This is a genomic window from Pseudonocardia terrae, from assembly GCF_021343995.1.
In the GTDB taxonomy this organism is placed as follows: Bacteria; Actinomycetota; Actinomycetes; order Mycobacteriales; family Pseudonocardiaceae; genus Pseudonocardia; species Pseudonocardia terrae.
The window spans coordinates 59,346-74,725 of sequence record NZ_JAJTTE010000003.1; the positions used below are offsets into that span (position 1 = coordinate 59,346).

The window sequence follows — 15,380 nt, forward strand, 5'->3', positions numbered from 1 at the left end:
CGGTGCCCCCGCCGGTAGCGAGACACCGAGGACCGAGTGACGACCACTGTGACCACGACCACCTCGGCTGAGAAGCCCAGCTCTGTACCCGCGCGCGACGGCACCGCCGACACGCTGCTGCAGCGCATCATCCTGCCCCGCCCGGCCGACCCGCTGGCGGTGCGCGCGCTCTACGTCGACGAGCGGACCGACACCGCGCTGGCGCCGACCGAGCCGGAGCCGGGGTCGCAGGACAAGCCGATGACGCTCACCGTCTCGGCGAGCACCGGGCGGGCGCTGCGGGTCACCTCGCGGACCTCCGCCGTGTTGCCGGCGCAGAGCGAGGTGTCCTTCGGGGCGTACTTCAACGGCTTCGCCGCGGGCTACTGGCGGGCCTGGTCGACCCTCACCGACATCCGGCTGCGGCTGGCGCTGGAGGGGTCGGGCCGGGTCGACGTCTACCGGTCGAAGGCCGACGGCTCGCACATCTACGTCACGGGGCAGCGCGTGGAGGGCCGGCAGGAGCTGGACCTCCCCCTCGACCTGCGCCCGTTCGAGGACGGCGGCTGGTACTGGTTCGACCTGACCACGGACGAGGGCGAGCTCGTCCTGCACGAGGGCGGCTGGCACGCGCCGACCGCAGCCCCGGGCCGCGCGGCCGTCACCATCGGCATGCCGACCTTCAACCGGCCGGCGGACTGCGTCGCGACGCTCACGGCGATCGGCGAGGACCCGGCCGTGCTCGCGGCCGTGACCGCGGTGGTCCTGCCCGACCAGGGCACGCAGAAGGTCCGCGACCAGGCCGGCTACGAGCAGGCGGCGGCCGTGCTCGGCAACCGGCTGCGGATCATCGACCAGCCCAACCTCGGCGGGTCGGGCGGCTACGCGCGGGTCATGTACGAGGCGCTCGGGTCGACCGACTGCGAGCAGATCCTCTTCATGGACGACGACATCCTGCTCGAGCCGGACTCGATCCTGCGGGCGGTCGCCTTCTCCCGCTTCTCCCGCGAGCCGATGCTGGTCGGCGGGCAGATGCTCTCCCTGCAGGCCCGCTCGCAGCTGTCGACGATGGGCGAGGTCGTCGACCGCAACCAGTTCCTGTGGCGGGTCGCGCCGGACACCCACCCGCACCACGACCTGGCCGACCGGACGCTGCGGCAGACGCCGTGGCTGCACCGCCGCGTCGACGTCGACTACAACGCCTGGTGGATGTGCCTGATCCCGCGCGTCGTCGCCGAGGACCTGGGCCTGCCGCTGCCGCTGTTCATCAAGTGGGACGACGCCGAGTACGGCCTGCGGGCCCGCGGCCGCGGCTACCGCACGGCGACCGTGCCGGGCATCGCGATCTGGCACATGTCCTTCATCGAGAAGGACGACTCCAGCGACTGGCAGGCGTACTTCCACTACCGCAACCGGTACGTCGCCGCCGCGCTGCACGGCCCGGACTCGCCGAAGGCGCTGCTGCAGGAGTCGTTCAAGCGCACGCTGCGGCACCTGATGCTGATGGAGTACTCGGCCGTCGCGCTGCAGATCAAGGGCCTCCGGGACTTCCTGGCCGGACCCGAGGCACTGTTCGCGAAGCTCCCGGTGGTGCTCGGTGAGATCCGCGCCGAGCGCGCGGAGTACGACGACGGCCGCCCGCTGCAGTCGGCGACCGAGGTGCCCCTGTCGACCCTCGACGCCCTGGGCGCCCAGCTGTTCCCTGAGCCGCCGCAGGGCAAGGTGAAGGTGGGCCTCGGTCTCGCGAAGGGCGTGCTGCGCAACCTCAAGTCGCCGAACCCCGCGCACGCCGAGGTGCCGCAGCGCAACGTGCCCTGGAAGCAGGCCCAGTGGTTCGTGCTGGCCGGGCTCGACTCCGCCACCGTCTCGACGCCCGACGGCCGCGGGGTCACCTTCCGCCGCCGGGACCCCGAGCTGTTCCGGCGGATGGTGAAGGAGTCCTTCGAGCTCCACCGCGAGGTCGCCCGCCGCTGGCCGCTGCTGCGCACCCGCTACACGGACGCGCTGGCGTGGCTGACCAGCCGGCAGGCGTGGGCCGAGGAGATCTTCGACCGCTGAGACTCAGGCCCGGGAACCGGTCTCCGAGGGCGCAGGGCGGGAGATGGCCTCGCGCATCGGCCCGGTCAGGGCCTTCAGCTGGGTCAGCGCGCCCTTCGGCACCCCGTGCTCCGCGAGGACGCCGAACAGGGTCTCGACGGCGGCGTCGTAGGCCGCGGGCGTGATGCCGGTGCCCTGCGCGTTCGTCACGGGCAGGTGCGCGTCCTGCAGCCGCCGGAGCGTGCCCGCGGTCAGGCCCTCACCGGTGAGCATGGTCAGGGCGCGGGCGAAGTGCTGCTGCAGCCGGACCATGTCGCTGCGGCCGAAGTAGTCGGCGATCTCCGGCACGGCGGCAGCCCGGTCGTAGAAGGTGGCGACCACGGTGGGCCACACCTGGTCACCGCGGGCCGAGTAGTGCACGAGCCAGTCCCGGAGGGGGAGGTCGCCCACCATCGGGGGCGGCGCCAGCAGCCGGCGGTCCGGGTGCTGGTAGGGCACCGGTTCGGCGGACGAGCGCTGGCTCGGGACCGCCGCCCGCCGCCGGCCCTCAGGCCGCGGGGTCGGTGGATCCTCCGTACGGGACCCGACCGCCTCCCGGCGGTCCCTCAGGAACAGCGCGGCGCCGGCCGCGAGCGCGGCCACCGCCAGGACGACGAGGACCACCACGGCCCAGAACGGCATCGAACACTCCGACGTACGAACGTGGCGCGACCTCGGCGATCGAGGACGCCGGGCCGAACGGGCGCGGCCCCGCTTCCGATTGTCACCCGACGGGGTGGCGCTCGGGGGTACGAAATGTCACGTCGTGTATCGCCGAGGTTACGACCTCGCGCGCTCGGCGGTCTCGTCCGTGAGCCCGTACAGCCGGGCCCAGTTCTCCCGGCTCGTCAGCTCCGGCACCGCGGCGCGGTAGCGCTCGGCCACCGCCGGACCCTCGGTGTGCAGGCGGCGCATCGTCTGCAGGCCGCGGCGGGCCAGCGCGTACAGCTTCGCCTTGTCCCGCTGCCGGACGCGGACGCCCTGCTCGCCCATGTCGGTGACGACGGCACGCTCGAACAGGCCGACGTGCCACCAGTGCGCGTCGCCGGCCGGGATGAAGCCCATCGGGTAGGGCGTCCTGCCGAGCAGCTGGTACACGGCGCGCTTCACCCAGGTCAGGCCCTCGCTGCTCGGCTCGCCGCCGGCGCGGTGCACGGTGAGGGCCCGAAAGTCCTCGGGTAGGTCGGAGATCTTGTGGACCATCGTCTCGGGGTAGTCCGCGCGGACCCGCCGGATCCGGGCCGCGGAGCCCACCGAGCCGTCGCGCAGGATCTCCGGGCCCTCGAGGAAGTCCTCCACGGCCTGCAGCAACGTCGCCGACAGCCCGTAGTGCATGCCGATCAGGTACACCGACAGCAGGTGCCGGACCCGGCCGACGATCGTCTTCGTGGAGAAGCCGGTGTGCAGCGCCGCCATGATCAACCCATTGCGCAGGTTGAAGTAGCGGTGCCACTCGTCCCAGTCCTTCCACCCGAAGTCGCCGTGCCACACGCCGGCACCGGGGAGGGAGACCGTGGGGACGCCGGCCGCGCGGGCGCGGTAGCCGTACTCGACGTCGTCCCACTGGAAGAAGATCGGCAGCGGGTAGCCGATCCGGCGGACCACCTCGGCCGGGATCAGGCAGGACCACCAGCCGTTGTACTCGGTGTCGGTGCGCCGCTCCTGGTTGATGGGGAGCAGCCGCTCGTCGCGCCCGAGCAGGTAGGCCTCGCGCAGCGAGCCGGGCGTCGGCAGGCCGTTGATCAGGTTCTCGGGGTCGGCCCGCTCGCCGGAGATGTGCAGGTGCGCTGGGTGCAGCAGGTTCAGCATCTGCCCGCCGACGATCGTCGGCTGCGGCGTGCAGGCCGCGAACGACGTCAACCGGATCAGGATCTCGGGCTCGAGCATCACGTCGTCGTCCATGAACAGAACGTCGCGGTGCTCCTCCGGGGCGCCGGTGGTGGCCTCGTAGAGCCCGCGGGTGAACCCGCCCGCGCCGCCGAGGTTGGGCTGTCGCAGGTAGACCAGCCGGTCGCCGAGCGCCGTGGAGACGGCCGCGAACCGGTCCCGCGACTCCAGCGGGTCGCTGCCCTGGTCCACCACCCGGACCACGCCGACGACGGCGAGCGCCTCGGGGTCGTCGGCGAGGGCCTGCAGCGTGTCGAGGCACTCCTCGACCCGGTTGTACGTGCAGATCACGACGTCGGTCGGCGGCACCGGGAGCGGGGCGAGAACGCTCCAGCGCACCTCCGACACGGTGAGTTCGCCGATCTCGGTGGTGATCTCCAGCCACATGCCGCCGCCGTCGAGGAAGCGGTCGATCGGCGCCGAGAGCCGGATCTCGCTGGTCTCGGGACCGGCCGCGGTACCGACGTCGACCGCGTCGACGATCCGGGAGACCTTGTTGGTGTCCGAGGCGAGCAGCCGGACCCGGCCCTCACCCGCGGCGACCGCGGTGACCTCCACGCGTTCGACCGCCGTCCAGCGCTGCCAGTAGGTCGCGTGGAGCCGGCCGAAGTAGGTGTTGGTGCTGACGCGCGTGCCCGGGGTCAGGCGGACGCGGCCGCGCTCGCGGCGGGCCACCCCCTTCTCCACCACCGAGTAGAGGTCCTCGGGAGCCAGCGCCGAAGGACCGAAGAACAGGCCGCGCTGTACGGTCAGCCGCACCGGGCCTTCCGCGCGATGCTCCGGGAACGCCGGTGCGGCCAGGGTCTTGTCCGGCGTCTCTGTGCGAAGCATGGGTGCGGCTCAGTCCTCCGGTGCGGGGTCGGTCCGGCGGGCCGGACCGCGGGGCGTCGGTGTGCCCCATTGTGGGGTATGGCGCCGCTCGCAGGCGGTCCGGCGTGCCTCAGCCGACGGGATCGAGACCGGGGACACGGGTACGTCCCGTGTGCACCCAACCACCGACCGTGCGTTCCGTGACCTGCGGCGTCGCGGCGGCCAGCGGCCGGACGGGGACCCAGCGGTAGACCTGGGCGGCGTCGCGGGTCGGGTCGCCGGCGAGGTAGGTCGCCATCCGCTGCTCGATCACGAGCGTGCGGGCTGCGGCGAACGGTCCCCCGAAGCCCGGCGTGTAGGTGATCGCGGCAGAGTCGTCGTCCTGCCGCGGACCGACCCGCCACTGTGGCAGCGCGGTGGTGCCGAGGGGGAGCGGCGCGGGCGCCAGGCACGGGAACACGAAGGCGACGGGCCAGTCGAGGATCGCCTCGGTCCCGGCCGGGAGGACCTGGTCCATCGGCGTGAGCCGCGGGACCCGGGGCAGGGTCGCGACGGCCGGGGTGTCGACCGGCTCCCGAACGTCGACGACGAGCCGCACCCGCGTCGCGCCCTCGGGCGCGAGCAGCCGGATGTCGCGTGGAGTCTCGCCGTCGGGCTTCAGCGCGATGCGGGCGAGGGGCGCGCCGTCGTCGCCGGCGAACTCCGCGGCGACGGTGTCCCCGGGCCGTAGGGCACCCGCGACCGTCACGACGACCGGGAGCTCACGCGACCGTTGGGCGGGGTCGAGGGCGAACCAGGCCGTGTGGCCGGTGCCGGCCGCGCGGATCCCCGGCAGCTCGGTGCCGCCCGCGTCGACCGGTACTGCCGGGAGGCCGGACGGGTCGGGCAGGGCGGGCAGCAGGCCCGCAGCCGGGTTCGTCTCGACCGAGAGCCGCTCCTGCAGACCACACGGGGTGCCCCGGGCGGTGGACAGCGCGTCGGACAGGAGCGTGTAGCTGTTCCGGTGCTGCCAGCCGGTGCGCGCGAACGACCCGACCTGCAGCAGCACCACCGCCACGAGCAGCACGGTCGTCACGGCGGCCGGACTCGGGAACCACCGCGGCAGCCGCCCGGACCCGCCGCCCGAACGGCGCCACGCCACGACCAGCAGGGCCGCGGCGACCAGCACGAGCCCCGCCACCAGCCAGACGGGCGCGAGCTCGACGCCCCCGACGAGCGGAGGGAGCGTGCTCCAGGTCAGGCCCCACCAGCCGGAGACGAAGGGCCAGAGGTTGCGCCCGGCCAGCACCAGCGAGCCGGCGACGGCGAGCGCGCCCAGCCCGGCGAGCCACGGCGCCGTCCGGCCCGCCAGGGCGCGCCGCCCGACGGCCACGATCCCGACGAGCAGGACAGCCGCACCGATCCCGGCGAGGTCGCCGAAGTGCTGGGTCCACTTGGTCGGGGTGGCGGTCATCGACGCGAGCCCGAGCAGGAACACCACGGCGATCCGCCGCGTAGGCCCGGGCGGGATCCGGCGGCCGCCGGCCGACAGCACGGCCCACAGCGCCGCGACCGCCGCGAGGAGCGTGAGCAGGACCGGCGCGCGCTTGCCGAGCGAGCCCTGCAGGTCGTCCTGCGTGAGCAGCAGCGCATAGCGGCTGTACTCGTCGTACCAGGGCTGGCCGCCGCCGATCAGCGTCCGGACCCGGGTGGCCTCGAGCATCGCGGCGAGGCTCTGGTCGTACACCATGAGGAACACCGCGGCGGCCGGGCCGGCCAGCAGGACGAGCACGAGCGGTACCGGACCCAGGCCGCTGCGGCGCAGCGTCCGCAGCACCGGTACCAGGCCGGCGACGACGGGGGCGAAGGCCATCAGCCCGCCGGGAGTCACGGCCGTCGTCAGGCCCGCGACGAGCAGCGCCAGGACCAGCGGCGTCACCCGACGCAGCGCGATCGCGCGCTCGACACCGACGAAGGCCAGCACGCTCCCGACCGCGACCCACGGCTCGGGGCGCAGGCCCAGCGTGTAGGGCAGCCACCAGGTGAGGAAGGTGAGTGCGGCGAGCCACGCGACCCCCCGGCCGGCGCGCGGCAGCAGCCGGGGCACCACGCACCGGGACAGCAGTCCCCACGTCACCAGGCCGAGCAGGACGGACGGGAGCCGCAGCCAGACCGTCGACGCCGAGACCTGGGACCAGGCGTAGTAGAGGTCGTAGAACCAGCTGAAGGGCGCCTCGGGGGCGTTGAGCCAGCGGTAGACGTTGCCGACGAACCCGCTGCTGCCGCGGTCGCGGACGATCCCGGCGATGTAGCCGTCGTCGACCGTCACCGGCCCGGACACCCACCACACCGCGAGGACCGCGGTCACGGCGAGATCGGGGAGCCGGGGCCGCCACCAGCGGCGCGGCAGGACCCGGACCGCGCGCCGCCGCTCGCCCCGGGCCAGCACGACCACCATCGCGACCAGCGCCAGCACCCCGACGGCGGCGATCGCGGCCTTCAACGGGGTGATCGAGGTCTGGAAGCGGGTGTCGGCGGTGAGCTGCAGCCGCAGGCCGGACGGGTCGGGGGCGTCGCTGAGGATCGCGGCGACGGCGGGCCGCAGGTCACCGGCGCGGGAGACGACCGGCGCGCCGTTGAGCAGCACGGTCGTGGCCGAGGGGTCGCTGCGGAACTCGACGGTGCACGCCCCCGCCGGGAGGGGCACGGGGTCGAGCTCGACGCCGGCCGTGGTCACGTGGAGCGCCCCTCCGGTGACCTCCATCCGCAGGCCGTCGAGCGGGTTCGCGCGGGGATCGGGCGCGGCGGGCGTGGTCGCGAGGAGCGTGCCCTGGCCGAGCGCGCGGGCGGCGTCGCACGTCGTCGAGGCCGTGAGCGCGACCGGCTGGTAGGGCATCAGCGGCAGCGCGGTCGGCACGGCACCCGGGCCGCCCCAGTCGTACCGGACCTCGGGCTGCACCACCGGCGCGAACGGGAAGGCGACCGCGCACGCGACCACGACGAGGCCGAGCAGAGCGGCGAGGACCCCGCGCCGCCGCCTCGGCGCGACGGTCGCCGAAGGGTCCTCCCGCGTCGCGTCGGGTGCATGGCGCGCGGGGGAGACCACGCGGACACAGTGCCAGCCCGGGCACGACACGCGACGCCCCGGGGCCGCAGGTCGGTCTCGATCCGTGATCGATCCGCCAGAATGTCCACGCCTGCCCGGGGGAAGGCTCGTCGAGTACGCAGAACGCGAGTGATGAGGAGCAGGTCCATCGACACCGTCGCGCCGGTCCACCACGCCCAGGTCGGACTCCCGCCCGCCCGCACGATCCGGCTCGGCCTGTGGAACGGCGCCGTCCTCGTCCTGCTCCTGGCGGTGTTCGCCGCGCTGATCTGGAACCGCCGCTGGATGAGCGACGACGGTCTGATCGTGCTCCGGACCGTGCGCAACCTGCTGGCGGGCAACGGACCGGTGTTCAACGCCGGGGAACGGGTCGAGGCCAACACCTCGACCCTCTGGACCTACCTCCTCGCGATCCCGGGCCTCGCGCCCGGCATCTCGCTCGACTGGACCGCCGTCGTCCTGGGCCTGGTGCTGTCCGTGGCGGGGCTGGGGTTCGCGGTCGACGCCGCCCGCCGCCTGCACCGGGCCCGCGCGATCCTGCCGGCCGGCGCGCTGGTGGTCCTGGCCCTGCCGCCCTTCTGGGACTTCGGGACGTCCGGCCTCGAGACCGGGCTGATCACCGGCTGGCTCGGGGCGAGCTGGTGGCTGCTCGTCCGGCGTCTGCAGGTGCGCCGGGGCGAGGTCACCGGGCGCGCCTGGCCGTTCGCCCTCCTCGTCGGGCTGGCGCCGCTGGTGCGGCCCGACCTCGCGCTCGCCGGGCTGGTCCTCGCCGTCGCCTTCGTGGTGCTGGAGTGGCGGCGCGGGGTCCGCAGGCTGCTCGCGCTCGCCGGCGTGGCGCTGGTCGTGCCGCTCGGCTACGAGCTCTTCCGCATGGGCTACTACGGCCTGCTCGTCCCGTCCACCGCGCTCGCCAAGGAGGCGAGCGACTCCCGGTGGGACCAGGGCGGCTGGTACCTGTTCGACCTGCTGGAGACCTACGAGCTGTGGTTCGCGGGCGCCTGCGCGGCGCTCGTCGCGTTCGCGCTGCTGAGCCGGCGCGGCCGGACCGGTCCGGAGCCGTCCGGCTCCCGGGGCGCGACGGCCGTGGTGGCCGTGGCGCCGGTCGTCGCCGCGCTGCTGCTGGGCCTGTACGTCACGCGGGTCGGCGGCGACTTCATGCACGGCCGGATGCTGCTGCCCGCGCTGTTCTCGCTGCTCCTGCCGGTGATGGTGGTGCCGGCGACCCGCTGGGCCCTGGTCCCGGTGCTCGGCACGCTGGTGTGGGCGGCGTTCTGCCTGACCTCGCTGCGCCCGGCCTACGGCGAGCACCTCGGCCCGCACTGGATCGCCAACGAGCGGCTCTACTACGTCCTGCTGCTCGGCAACCCCCACCCGGTCACGGCCGCGGACTACTCCACCCACCCGATGGTCGGCGAGGGTGCGGCCCGGCTCGTCGCGGCGCCCGGGCCGTCGCTCGCGATCGTCGGGGGCGGGCAGTGGTACGTCTACCCGGCCGCCGGTGAGCGGAGCACGCTGGTCTGGCTCAACCTGGGCGTGGCCGGCGAGCTGGCGCCCCTCGACGTCCGGGTGCTCGACGGCGTCGGGCTGGTCAACCCGGTCGCCGGGCACGCCACCGGGGTGCCCGGCGGGCGGATCGGGCACGACAAGGACCTGCTGCCGGAATGGTTCCTCGCCGACGCCGGCGTGCGCGGCGACACCGGCTTCGTCGGGCCGGCCTTCGTCGACGACGCCCGGCGCGCGCTGGGCTGCCCGGCGACCCGCGAGATGCTGGCCTCCTACCGCGACCCCCTCACCGCCGACCGGTTCCGGCAGAACCTGAGCGGGGCGGTCGAGCGGACCTCCTACCGCTATCCGCGGGACGCGGCGGCCGCCGCGTCCCGCTGCGGGAACTGATCAGGGGCGGTCGAGGGGCGGGTCCGCCGGGGCCTTGCCCATCTGGCCCACCTTCTGCCAGCCCCACGTCGTTCGGGTGCCCTGCTCGACGTCGGGGCCGCCCGGCGTCGGGGACCACGGCTCCAGCATCCGCAACTGGCCCCAGTCGAAGTCCCACTGACCCTGCAGGTAGGTCGGCAGCACGCGCTGCCGTGCCACGTGGTCGATCCAGCCCTGCGGACCGCCGGTCGAGGGGAAACCCCAGTTGTCGCCGACCTCGCGCTGCTGGGTGTCGGCCAGGATGCGGTAGCCCGGCATCTCGGCGACCCCGCGGTGCACCCCGAAGGGACGCAGGCACGGGCTGGGGAAGGCCGTCGGCCAGTCGTTGTACCCGGCCATCCCCGCGACCACGGTGGTGAGCGGGGTCAGCTGGGGGACCCGCGGCTCGGTCACGGCGATCCACCCGTCCTGGCCCAGGGCCCGGTCCGTGGCGACGACCCGTACCGCGTCGGCGGTCGCGGCGGCCCCGCTCAGCGGCAGGCGGACGTCCCGCCAGCCCAGGCCGGACGCGGCGGTCCCGAGCGGGTCGGCCGTGGCCGTGACGGTGCCGGACTCGCCGTCCGGCTCGATCCGGTCGACGACCTGGCCCCCGCGGGCGAACTCCAGGGTCAGCGACGTACCGTCGCCGACCTTCCCGGCGATGCCGAGGACCAGCGGGGCGGAGCCGTCGCGCGCGGGCTGCGGCAGGGCGTACCAGCCGCTGCGGTAGTCGCCGATCGCCTGCGGGTCGGCGCTCCAGCTGCCGGACACCCGGCCGCCGTGCGGCCCGGTCCCCGTCACGCCCGGATCGTGGTTGCCCCGGCCATCGGTGTCGCGCAGGGAACCGGGCCCTGCCGGCGGGAGGCCGTCCGGGGTGAACCCGACGGCCTCCGGCGGGCCACCCGGCCCGGTCGTCGGCGGGAGCACGCCCGCCTCGGGATCGGTCTCGACGAGCACCCGCCCGGCGAGCCCGCACCGCGACCCCGTCGGGTCCCCGATGATGTCCGCGGCCAGCGAGTACGTGCCCCACTGCTTCTCCACGCCCTTGGCCAGCGACGCGATCTGGAAGACCACCATCAGCGCGCAGATCACGGCGATCGGCGCGTTGTTCAGCCGCGGGCCGCGGCCGTCGGCCGGCAGGGGGCGCGGGACGGCAGGCCCGCGAAGGTGCTCGACCAACGCGTAGAGCAGCGCGAGGGCCGCAGCGACCAGCAGCAGCGACGTGGCCGAGATCCCGTGCACCGACGGCGGCTTGTCGAACCACGGCACACCCCAGTTCGAGACGTACCACCAGGTGTTCGGGCCCGCGAAGGCCAGCGCGGTCGTGCCGAGCAGCGCCGCGACGAGCAGCGCCTGGTTGCGCCGTGACCGCAGCACGCTCGTGCCGGTGGCCAGCGCGGCGATCGCCGCCATGCCCGCGCCGAGCGCGGCGAAGGCGCCGAAGTGGTGGGTCCACTTGGTCGGGGTGAACGCCAGCACGACGAAGGCGAGCAGGCTGCTCCCGATCAGCCGTCGCGACACGCCCAGGGCGGCCCCCGGGATCCGGCCGCGGCGCAGCAGCACGGCGATGCTCACCCCGAGCAGCAGCAGGAGCAGCAGGACCGGGAAGCGCCGCATGAGCGAGCCGTCGCGGCTGTCCGAGAACAGCAGCTGGTAGCGGGCGAGCTCCTGGTACCAGGGCTGGTTCGGGCCGATCTCGGTGCGCACCCGGGTGGCCTCGGCGACCGACGCCCAGGTCTGGTCGTCGAACACCGCGACCAGCACGATCACGCCGGCGGCCAGCAACGGCAGCAGCACCACCAGCCAGCCGGCCTTGCGGGCCCGCCCGGTGAGCAGGCGCAGCAGCGGGCGGGCCGCGGCGAGCAGCGGCGCGAAGGCGATCAGGCCGGTCGGGGTCGCCGCCACGGCGAACGCCCCGGAGACCAGCGCGCCGGCGATCGGCAGCAGGCGCTGGGTGACCAGCGCGCGCTCGAGGAGCACCAGGGACAGCAGCGCGGCGATCACCACGACCGGCTCGGGGCGCAGGCCGTTGTCGAAGGGGATCCAGAAGCAGAGGAACACGCCGGCCGCGGCCCAGCCCGCGGAGCGGCTGCGGCGCACCCGGGTGCCGAGCCGGGGCAGCAGCGCGCGGCTGATCAGGAACCACGAGGCGACGCCCATGAGGAACGCCGGGATCCGCAGCCACAGGACCGCGTCACTGACCTCGATCCACTTCGAGTACAGCTCGTAGAACCAGCCGAACGGCGCCTCCGGGACGTCGAACCAGCGGTAGTAGTTCCCGACGTAGCCCGAGGTCCAGGTGCCGCGGGCGATGGTGAGGATGTACCCGTCGTCGGGGGTCATGCTGCCGAACACGGTCGCACCGCCCAGCAGCACGACGACCGCGGAGTCCCGGATCCAGTCGTGCCCGCGCAGCCGGCCCGACAACCGGCCGGTGTGCACCAGCCGGCGGCCGTCCCGGTCGTCGAGCCGACGGAGCACCAGCAGGCACCCGAGCAGGGCGACGACGGCGAGCGCCGCAGCCGCCACCTTGAGCCCGGACGGGGCGGTGTCGAAGCGGTTGTCCGTGGCGAACCGGATCGCCGTGCCGGCGACCGGGTCCAGGTTCCGGTCCAGGTCCGACCAGAGCCCCACGACCTGCGGGCGGCGGTCGTCGTCGAACGCGGCGAGCGGGTGGCCACCGACCGTGACGGTGGTGCTCGCCCAGTCGGAGTGGACGACGAGTGTGCAGTCGCCCGGCGCGAGATCCGCCTCGGCGATCCGTTCCCCGCGGTCGTCGACGGCGAGCCGGCCGGCGTCGACGCTGACCCGCATGCCCACCGTGGCGCCGTCGGGGGCACCGGGGGCGGTGGTCGTGAACACCGTGGCCGCCTGCGGGCTGCGCGCGTCGAGGCTGCGCACGGCGGGACAGGAGACGGCGGCGTCGAAGCTCTCGGGGCGCAGGGCGACGAGGGGAGCGGTCACGGGGGCGGTACCGCCGTCGGCCGTCGGCCAGCTGAGCTCGGCGGTGTTCTGCGACACGGGCAGGAACGGGATCGCGAGCGCCAGCACGGCCGACAGCAGGCCGAGCCCGGCGGCGAGCCGTCGCAGACCGGGACGGTGGTGTGGGGGAGCGGAGCCACGCCGGGGAGGGGAGCTGCGGCGCGCCTCGTCCACCGTGTCGGTGGTCAGCACGACGCCCGAGGCTAGCTCCCGCCCCGGTGCGTCGCCGAACCCGTCCTGACCGGTGATGCGCGACACTGTCGTCCGGCTGTCATCCGGTTCGGGCATCAAGAATGACAGCGATGTAGTTCCACCACTGTACGTAATGTATTGGGCCGTTCGGGCGCTCCGTGGGGGACACCCGTGACGGCTACACGGGGGCATCGTTGTGGCCGATGTGACCACGACCGCCCAGCACGCGCCCGTGTCCGACACGGGTCGGCCTCCCGGCTCCACCGCCTCCGGACGGGTCGAGCTGCGCGCGTTGACAGGACTCCGTGCCGCCGCCGCGGCGTGGGTCGTGTTGTTCCACTTCCACTTCACCGCGCTGCCCGGCGTCGCGCTCGTCAGCGGGCTGCTCGGTCCGTTGGTCACGCAGGGTGCGCTCGGCGTGGACCTCTTCTTCGTGCTCAGCGGGTTCGTGATCGCCTACACCTACCTCGAGCAGCTCGGCCCGCGGCTCTCCGCGGCGCGGACCGGCCGCTTCGTCTGGGCCCGGGCCTGCCGGATCTGGCCGGCGTACGCGCTGGTGTTCCACATGTTCGGGATCTGGCTGGTCGCCCGCGCCGTCTACGGGAGCGACCCCGAGATCGCCTTCCAGGCGGTGCAGCCCGTGCTGAGCCCTGGTGAGTGGCTGCAGCAGATGTTCATGGTGCAGATGTGGGACAACCCCTACCTGGACGGCGCCTCGTGGGTCGGCCCGACGTGGTCGATCAGTGCCGAGTGGCTGGCCTATCTGCTGTTCCCGCTGGTCGCGGTGGTCTTCCACCGGATGCGGAACCTGCCGGTCGTCGTGCTGGCCGGCGCCGCCCTGGCCCTGATGACGCCGATCGCGGCGGCCTACCTGACCACCGGGAGCCCCTACTACCCGTGGAGCTGGGTCGTCCGGATCCTGTGCGGGTTCGGGGCGGGGATCCTGGCCTACCTGGCCGTGCGCCGCCTGCGCCGCCGGCCGGGCGTCGGGCGCCCGGCGTCGGTGGTCGCCTCGGTCGTCCCGGTGCTGATCGCCGTCGGCCTGCTTGCGGGCGAGCTCGTCGGCCCCGGACGCGGCGGTGCCGTCCTGGTGCTCTTCCCGGTGCTGGTCGGCGCCCTGGCGCTGGCCGACGGCGGCGTCCGCGGCGGCGTCGCGCGGTGGCTCTCGCGACCGGCGATGGTGCACGGCGGCCGGATCTCCTACGCGCTCTACCTGATCCACATCCCGATGTTCGAGGTCTTCTGGCTGGCCCTGCGCCGCTACGGGGGCTTCGGGGGCAGCTCCCTGCTCGCACCTGACGGCGTGCTCGCGCATGTGCTCGCGGTCGTCGTGCTGCTCGCGACCGTTCCCGCCGCCCACCTGCTGTTCCGATACGTCGAGGAGCCGGCGCGCGCCGCCATGAAGGAGATGCCTCCGCTGTGGGCGCGGCAGCTGGGCGACGTCCGGGACCGGCTGCCGGGGGTTCTCGCGCGTCTCGTGCCGGTCGGACCTGCCGCGTCCGTCCCGGTCCTGGCCGTGCCGGTGGCGCCCGCGCCGCGGCGGGCGGGGGAGCGCGGATCCGTGCGCGTCGGCGGCGTACCCGTCCCCCTCGTGCCCCCGGCCCGGACGGCATCGGACCCGCGGGCCGTCGAGCCCGCCCCCGTTCTCGCGGCGCCCGAGGTGCAGCGTTCCGTTCCCCCTGCCGATCACGCTGCCGATCACGCTGTCGAGCCGGCCGTCGATCCCGCCGTCGTTCCCGCTGTCGATCCCGACCTGGAGGTGGCCGCCATGCCGTCCGTCCCGACCGGCTCCTCGCAGGCCGCCGCTGACCGTCCCGCGGGCCCGCGGACGGCGCCGTTCCCGGCCGTCCCGCCCGTCGACCGTCCCGCCGTCGGGGTGCCCATCGACACCGACGCGGCCCGGCGGGACCCCGTCACCGCGGTCCTTCCGGCCGTCGCGCTCGAGCCGGAGGTCGCGATCGGGCTGAGCGGGGCCGGGTCCTGGCCGGAACGGCGGCGACGTCCGCATCCCGCACCCACCCCTCGGCCCGTCCCGGCACCCGAGCCCGCCCCACGTCCGGCGGCGATCGCCCCGATCGACACCACCAACGCCCGGCAGGACCCGGCCACCCGGGCGTTGCCGACGGTCGTCCCGATGCCGCTGATCGAGCCGCCGACCCAGGCCTTCCCGGCGGTCGCGCCGCTGCCCGAGCAGCCGAGCCCCGTGCGCCGGCTCCTCGACGCCCGCAACGCCGACCTCCGGTCGCCGCACCCCGAGCTGGCCGAGGCGCTGGCGCAGCAGCTCGTCGGCGCCCGGCTGGCCCGCGGGAAGCACCGGGTGAAGAACGCCCGCCCGCACGCCGCCCCGCACATCGCCGGGCAGCGCGGTCCGGAGCGCCAGGGCCGCGCGCGCTGACCGCCCACCCCCGGCGGAGGAGGGCGGCGGTCGGGCTGCTCGCGGCCTGATGCCACGATGCAG

At 74.6% G+C, this 15,380-nt stretch carries 7 protein-coding genes; 3 read left to right on the forward strand and 4 right to left on the reverse strand.

Going from position 1 to position 15,380, the window contains the following annotated elements:
* Nucleotides 1-36 precede the first annotated feature (36 nt).
* Nucleotides 37-2,037, forward strand: coding sequence for a glycosyltransferase (locus LWC33_RS02690; RefSeq protein ID WP_233302559.1), 2,001 nt, complete (start codon nt 37-39; stop codon nt 2,035-2,037).
* A 3-nt stretch (nt 2,038-2,040) separates the two neighbouring features.
* Here LWC33_RS02690 and LWC33_RS02695 read toward each other — a convergent pair whose 3' ends face one another.
* From LWC33_RS02695 to LWC33_RS02705, 3 genes are all read right to left on the reverse strand, one after another.
* Nucleotides 2,041-2,697, reverse strand: coding sequence for a globin family protein (locus tag LWC33_RS02695; protein ID WP_233302562.1), 657 nt, complete (start codon nt 2,695-2,697; stop codon nt 2,041-2,043).
* Nucleotides 2,698-2,835: 138 nt separating this feature from the next.
* A complete protein-coding gene (locus LWC33_RS02700) occupies nt 2,836-4,773 on the reverse strand; it encodes a glycosyltransferase (RefSeq protein WP_233302564.1) in 1,938 nt (645 codons plus the stop codon).
* Between the two features lie 109 nt (nt 4,774-4,882).
* Nucleotides 4,883-7,837 carry an arabinosyltransferase domain-containing protein gene (locus LWC33_RS02705; RefSeq protein WP_233302565.1) on the reverse strand — a complete coding sequence of 985 codons (2,955 nt, stop codon included), beginning with the start codon at nt 7,835-7,837 and terminating at the stop codon, nt 4,883-4,885.
* Nucleotides 7,838-7,969: 132 nt separating this feature from the next.
* On the opposite strand from LWC33_RS02705, the gene LWC33_RS02710 reads away from it, so the two are divergent.
* Entirely contained in the window at nt 7,970-9,730 is a 1,761-nt protein-coding gene (locus LWC33_RS02710) for an arabinofuranosyltransferase AftB family protein (RefSeq protein WP_233302567.1), read from the forward strand.
* Here the strand turns inward: LWC33_RS02710 and LWC33_RS02715 are convergent, their stop codons facing one another.
* On the reverse strand, nt 9,731-12,922 hold the full coding sequence (locus tag LWC33_RS02715; protein WP_233302569.1) for an arabinosyltransferase domain-containing protein: 3,192 nt from the start codon (nt 12,920-12,922) through the stop codon (nt 9,731-9,733).
* A 232-nt stretch (nt 12,923-13,154) separates the two neighbouring features.
* Between LWC33_RS02715 and LWC33_RS02720 the strand changes: the two genes are divergently transcribed.
* Entirely contained in the window at nt 13,155-15,317 is a 2,163-nt protein-coding gene (locus LWC33_RS02720) for an acyltransferase family protein (protein WP_233302571.1), read from the forward strand.
* Nucleotides 15,318-15,380 lie beyond the last annotated feature (63 nt).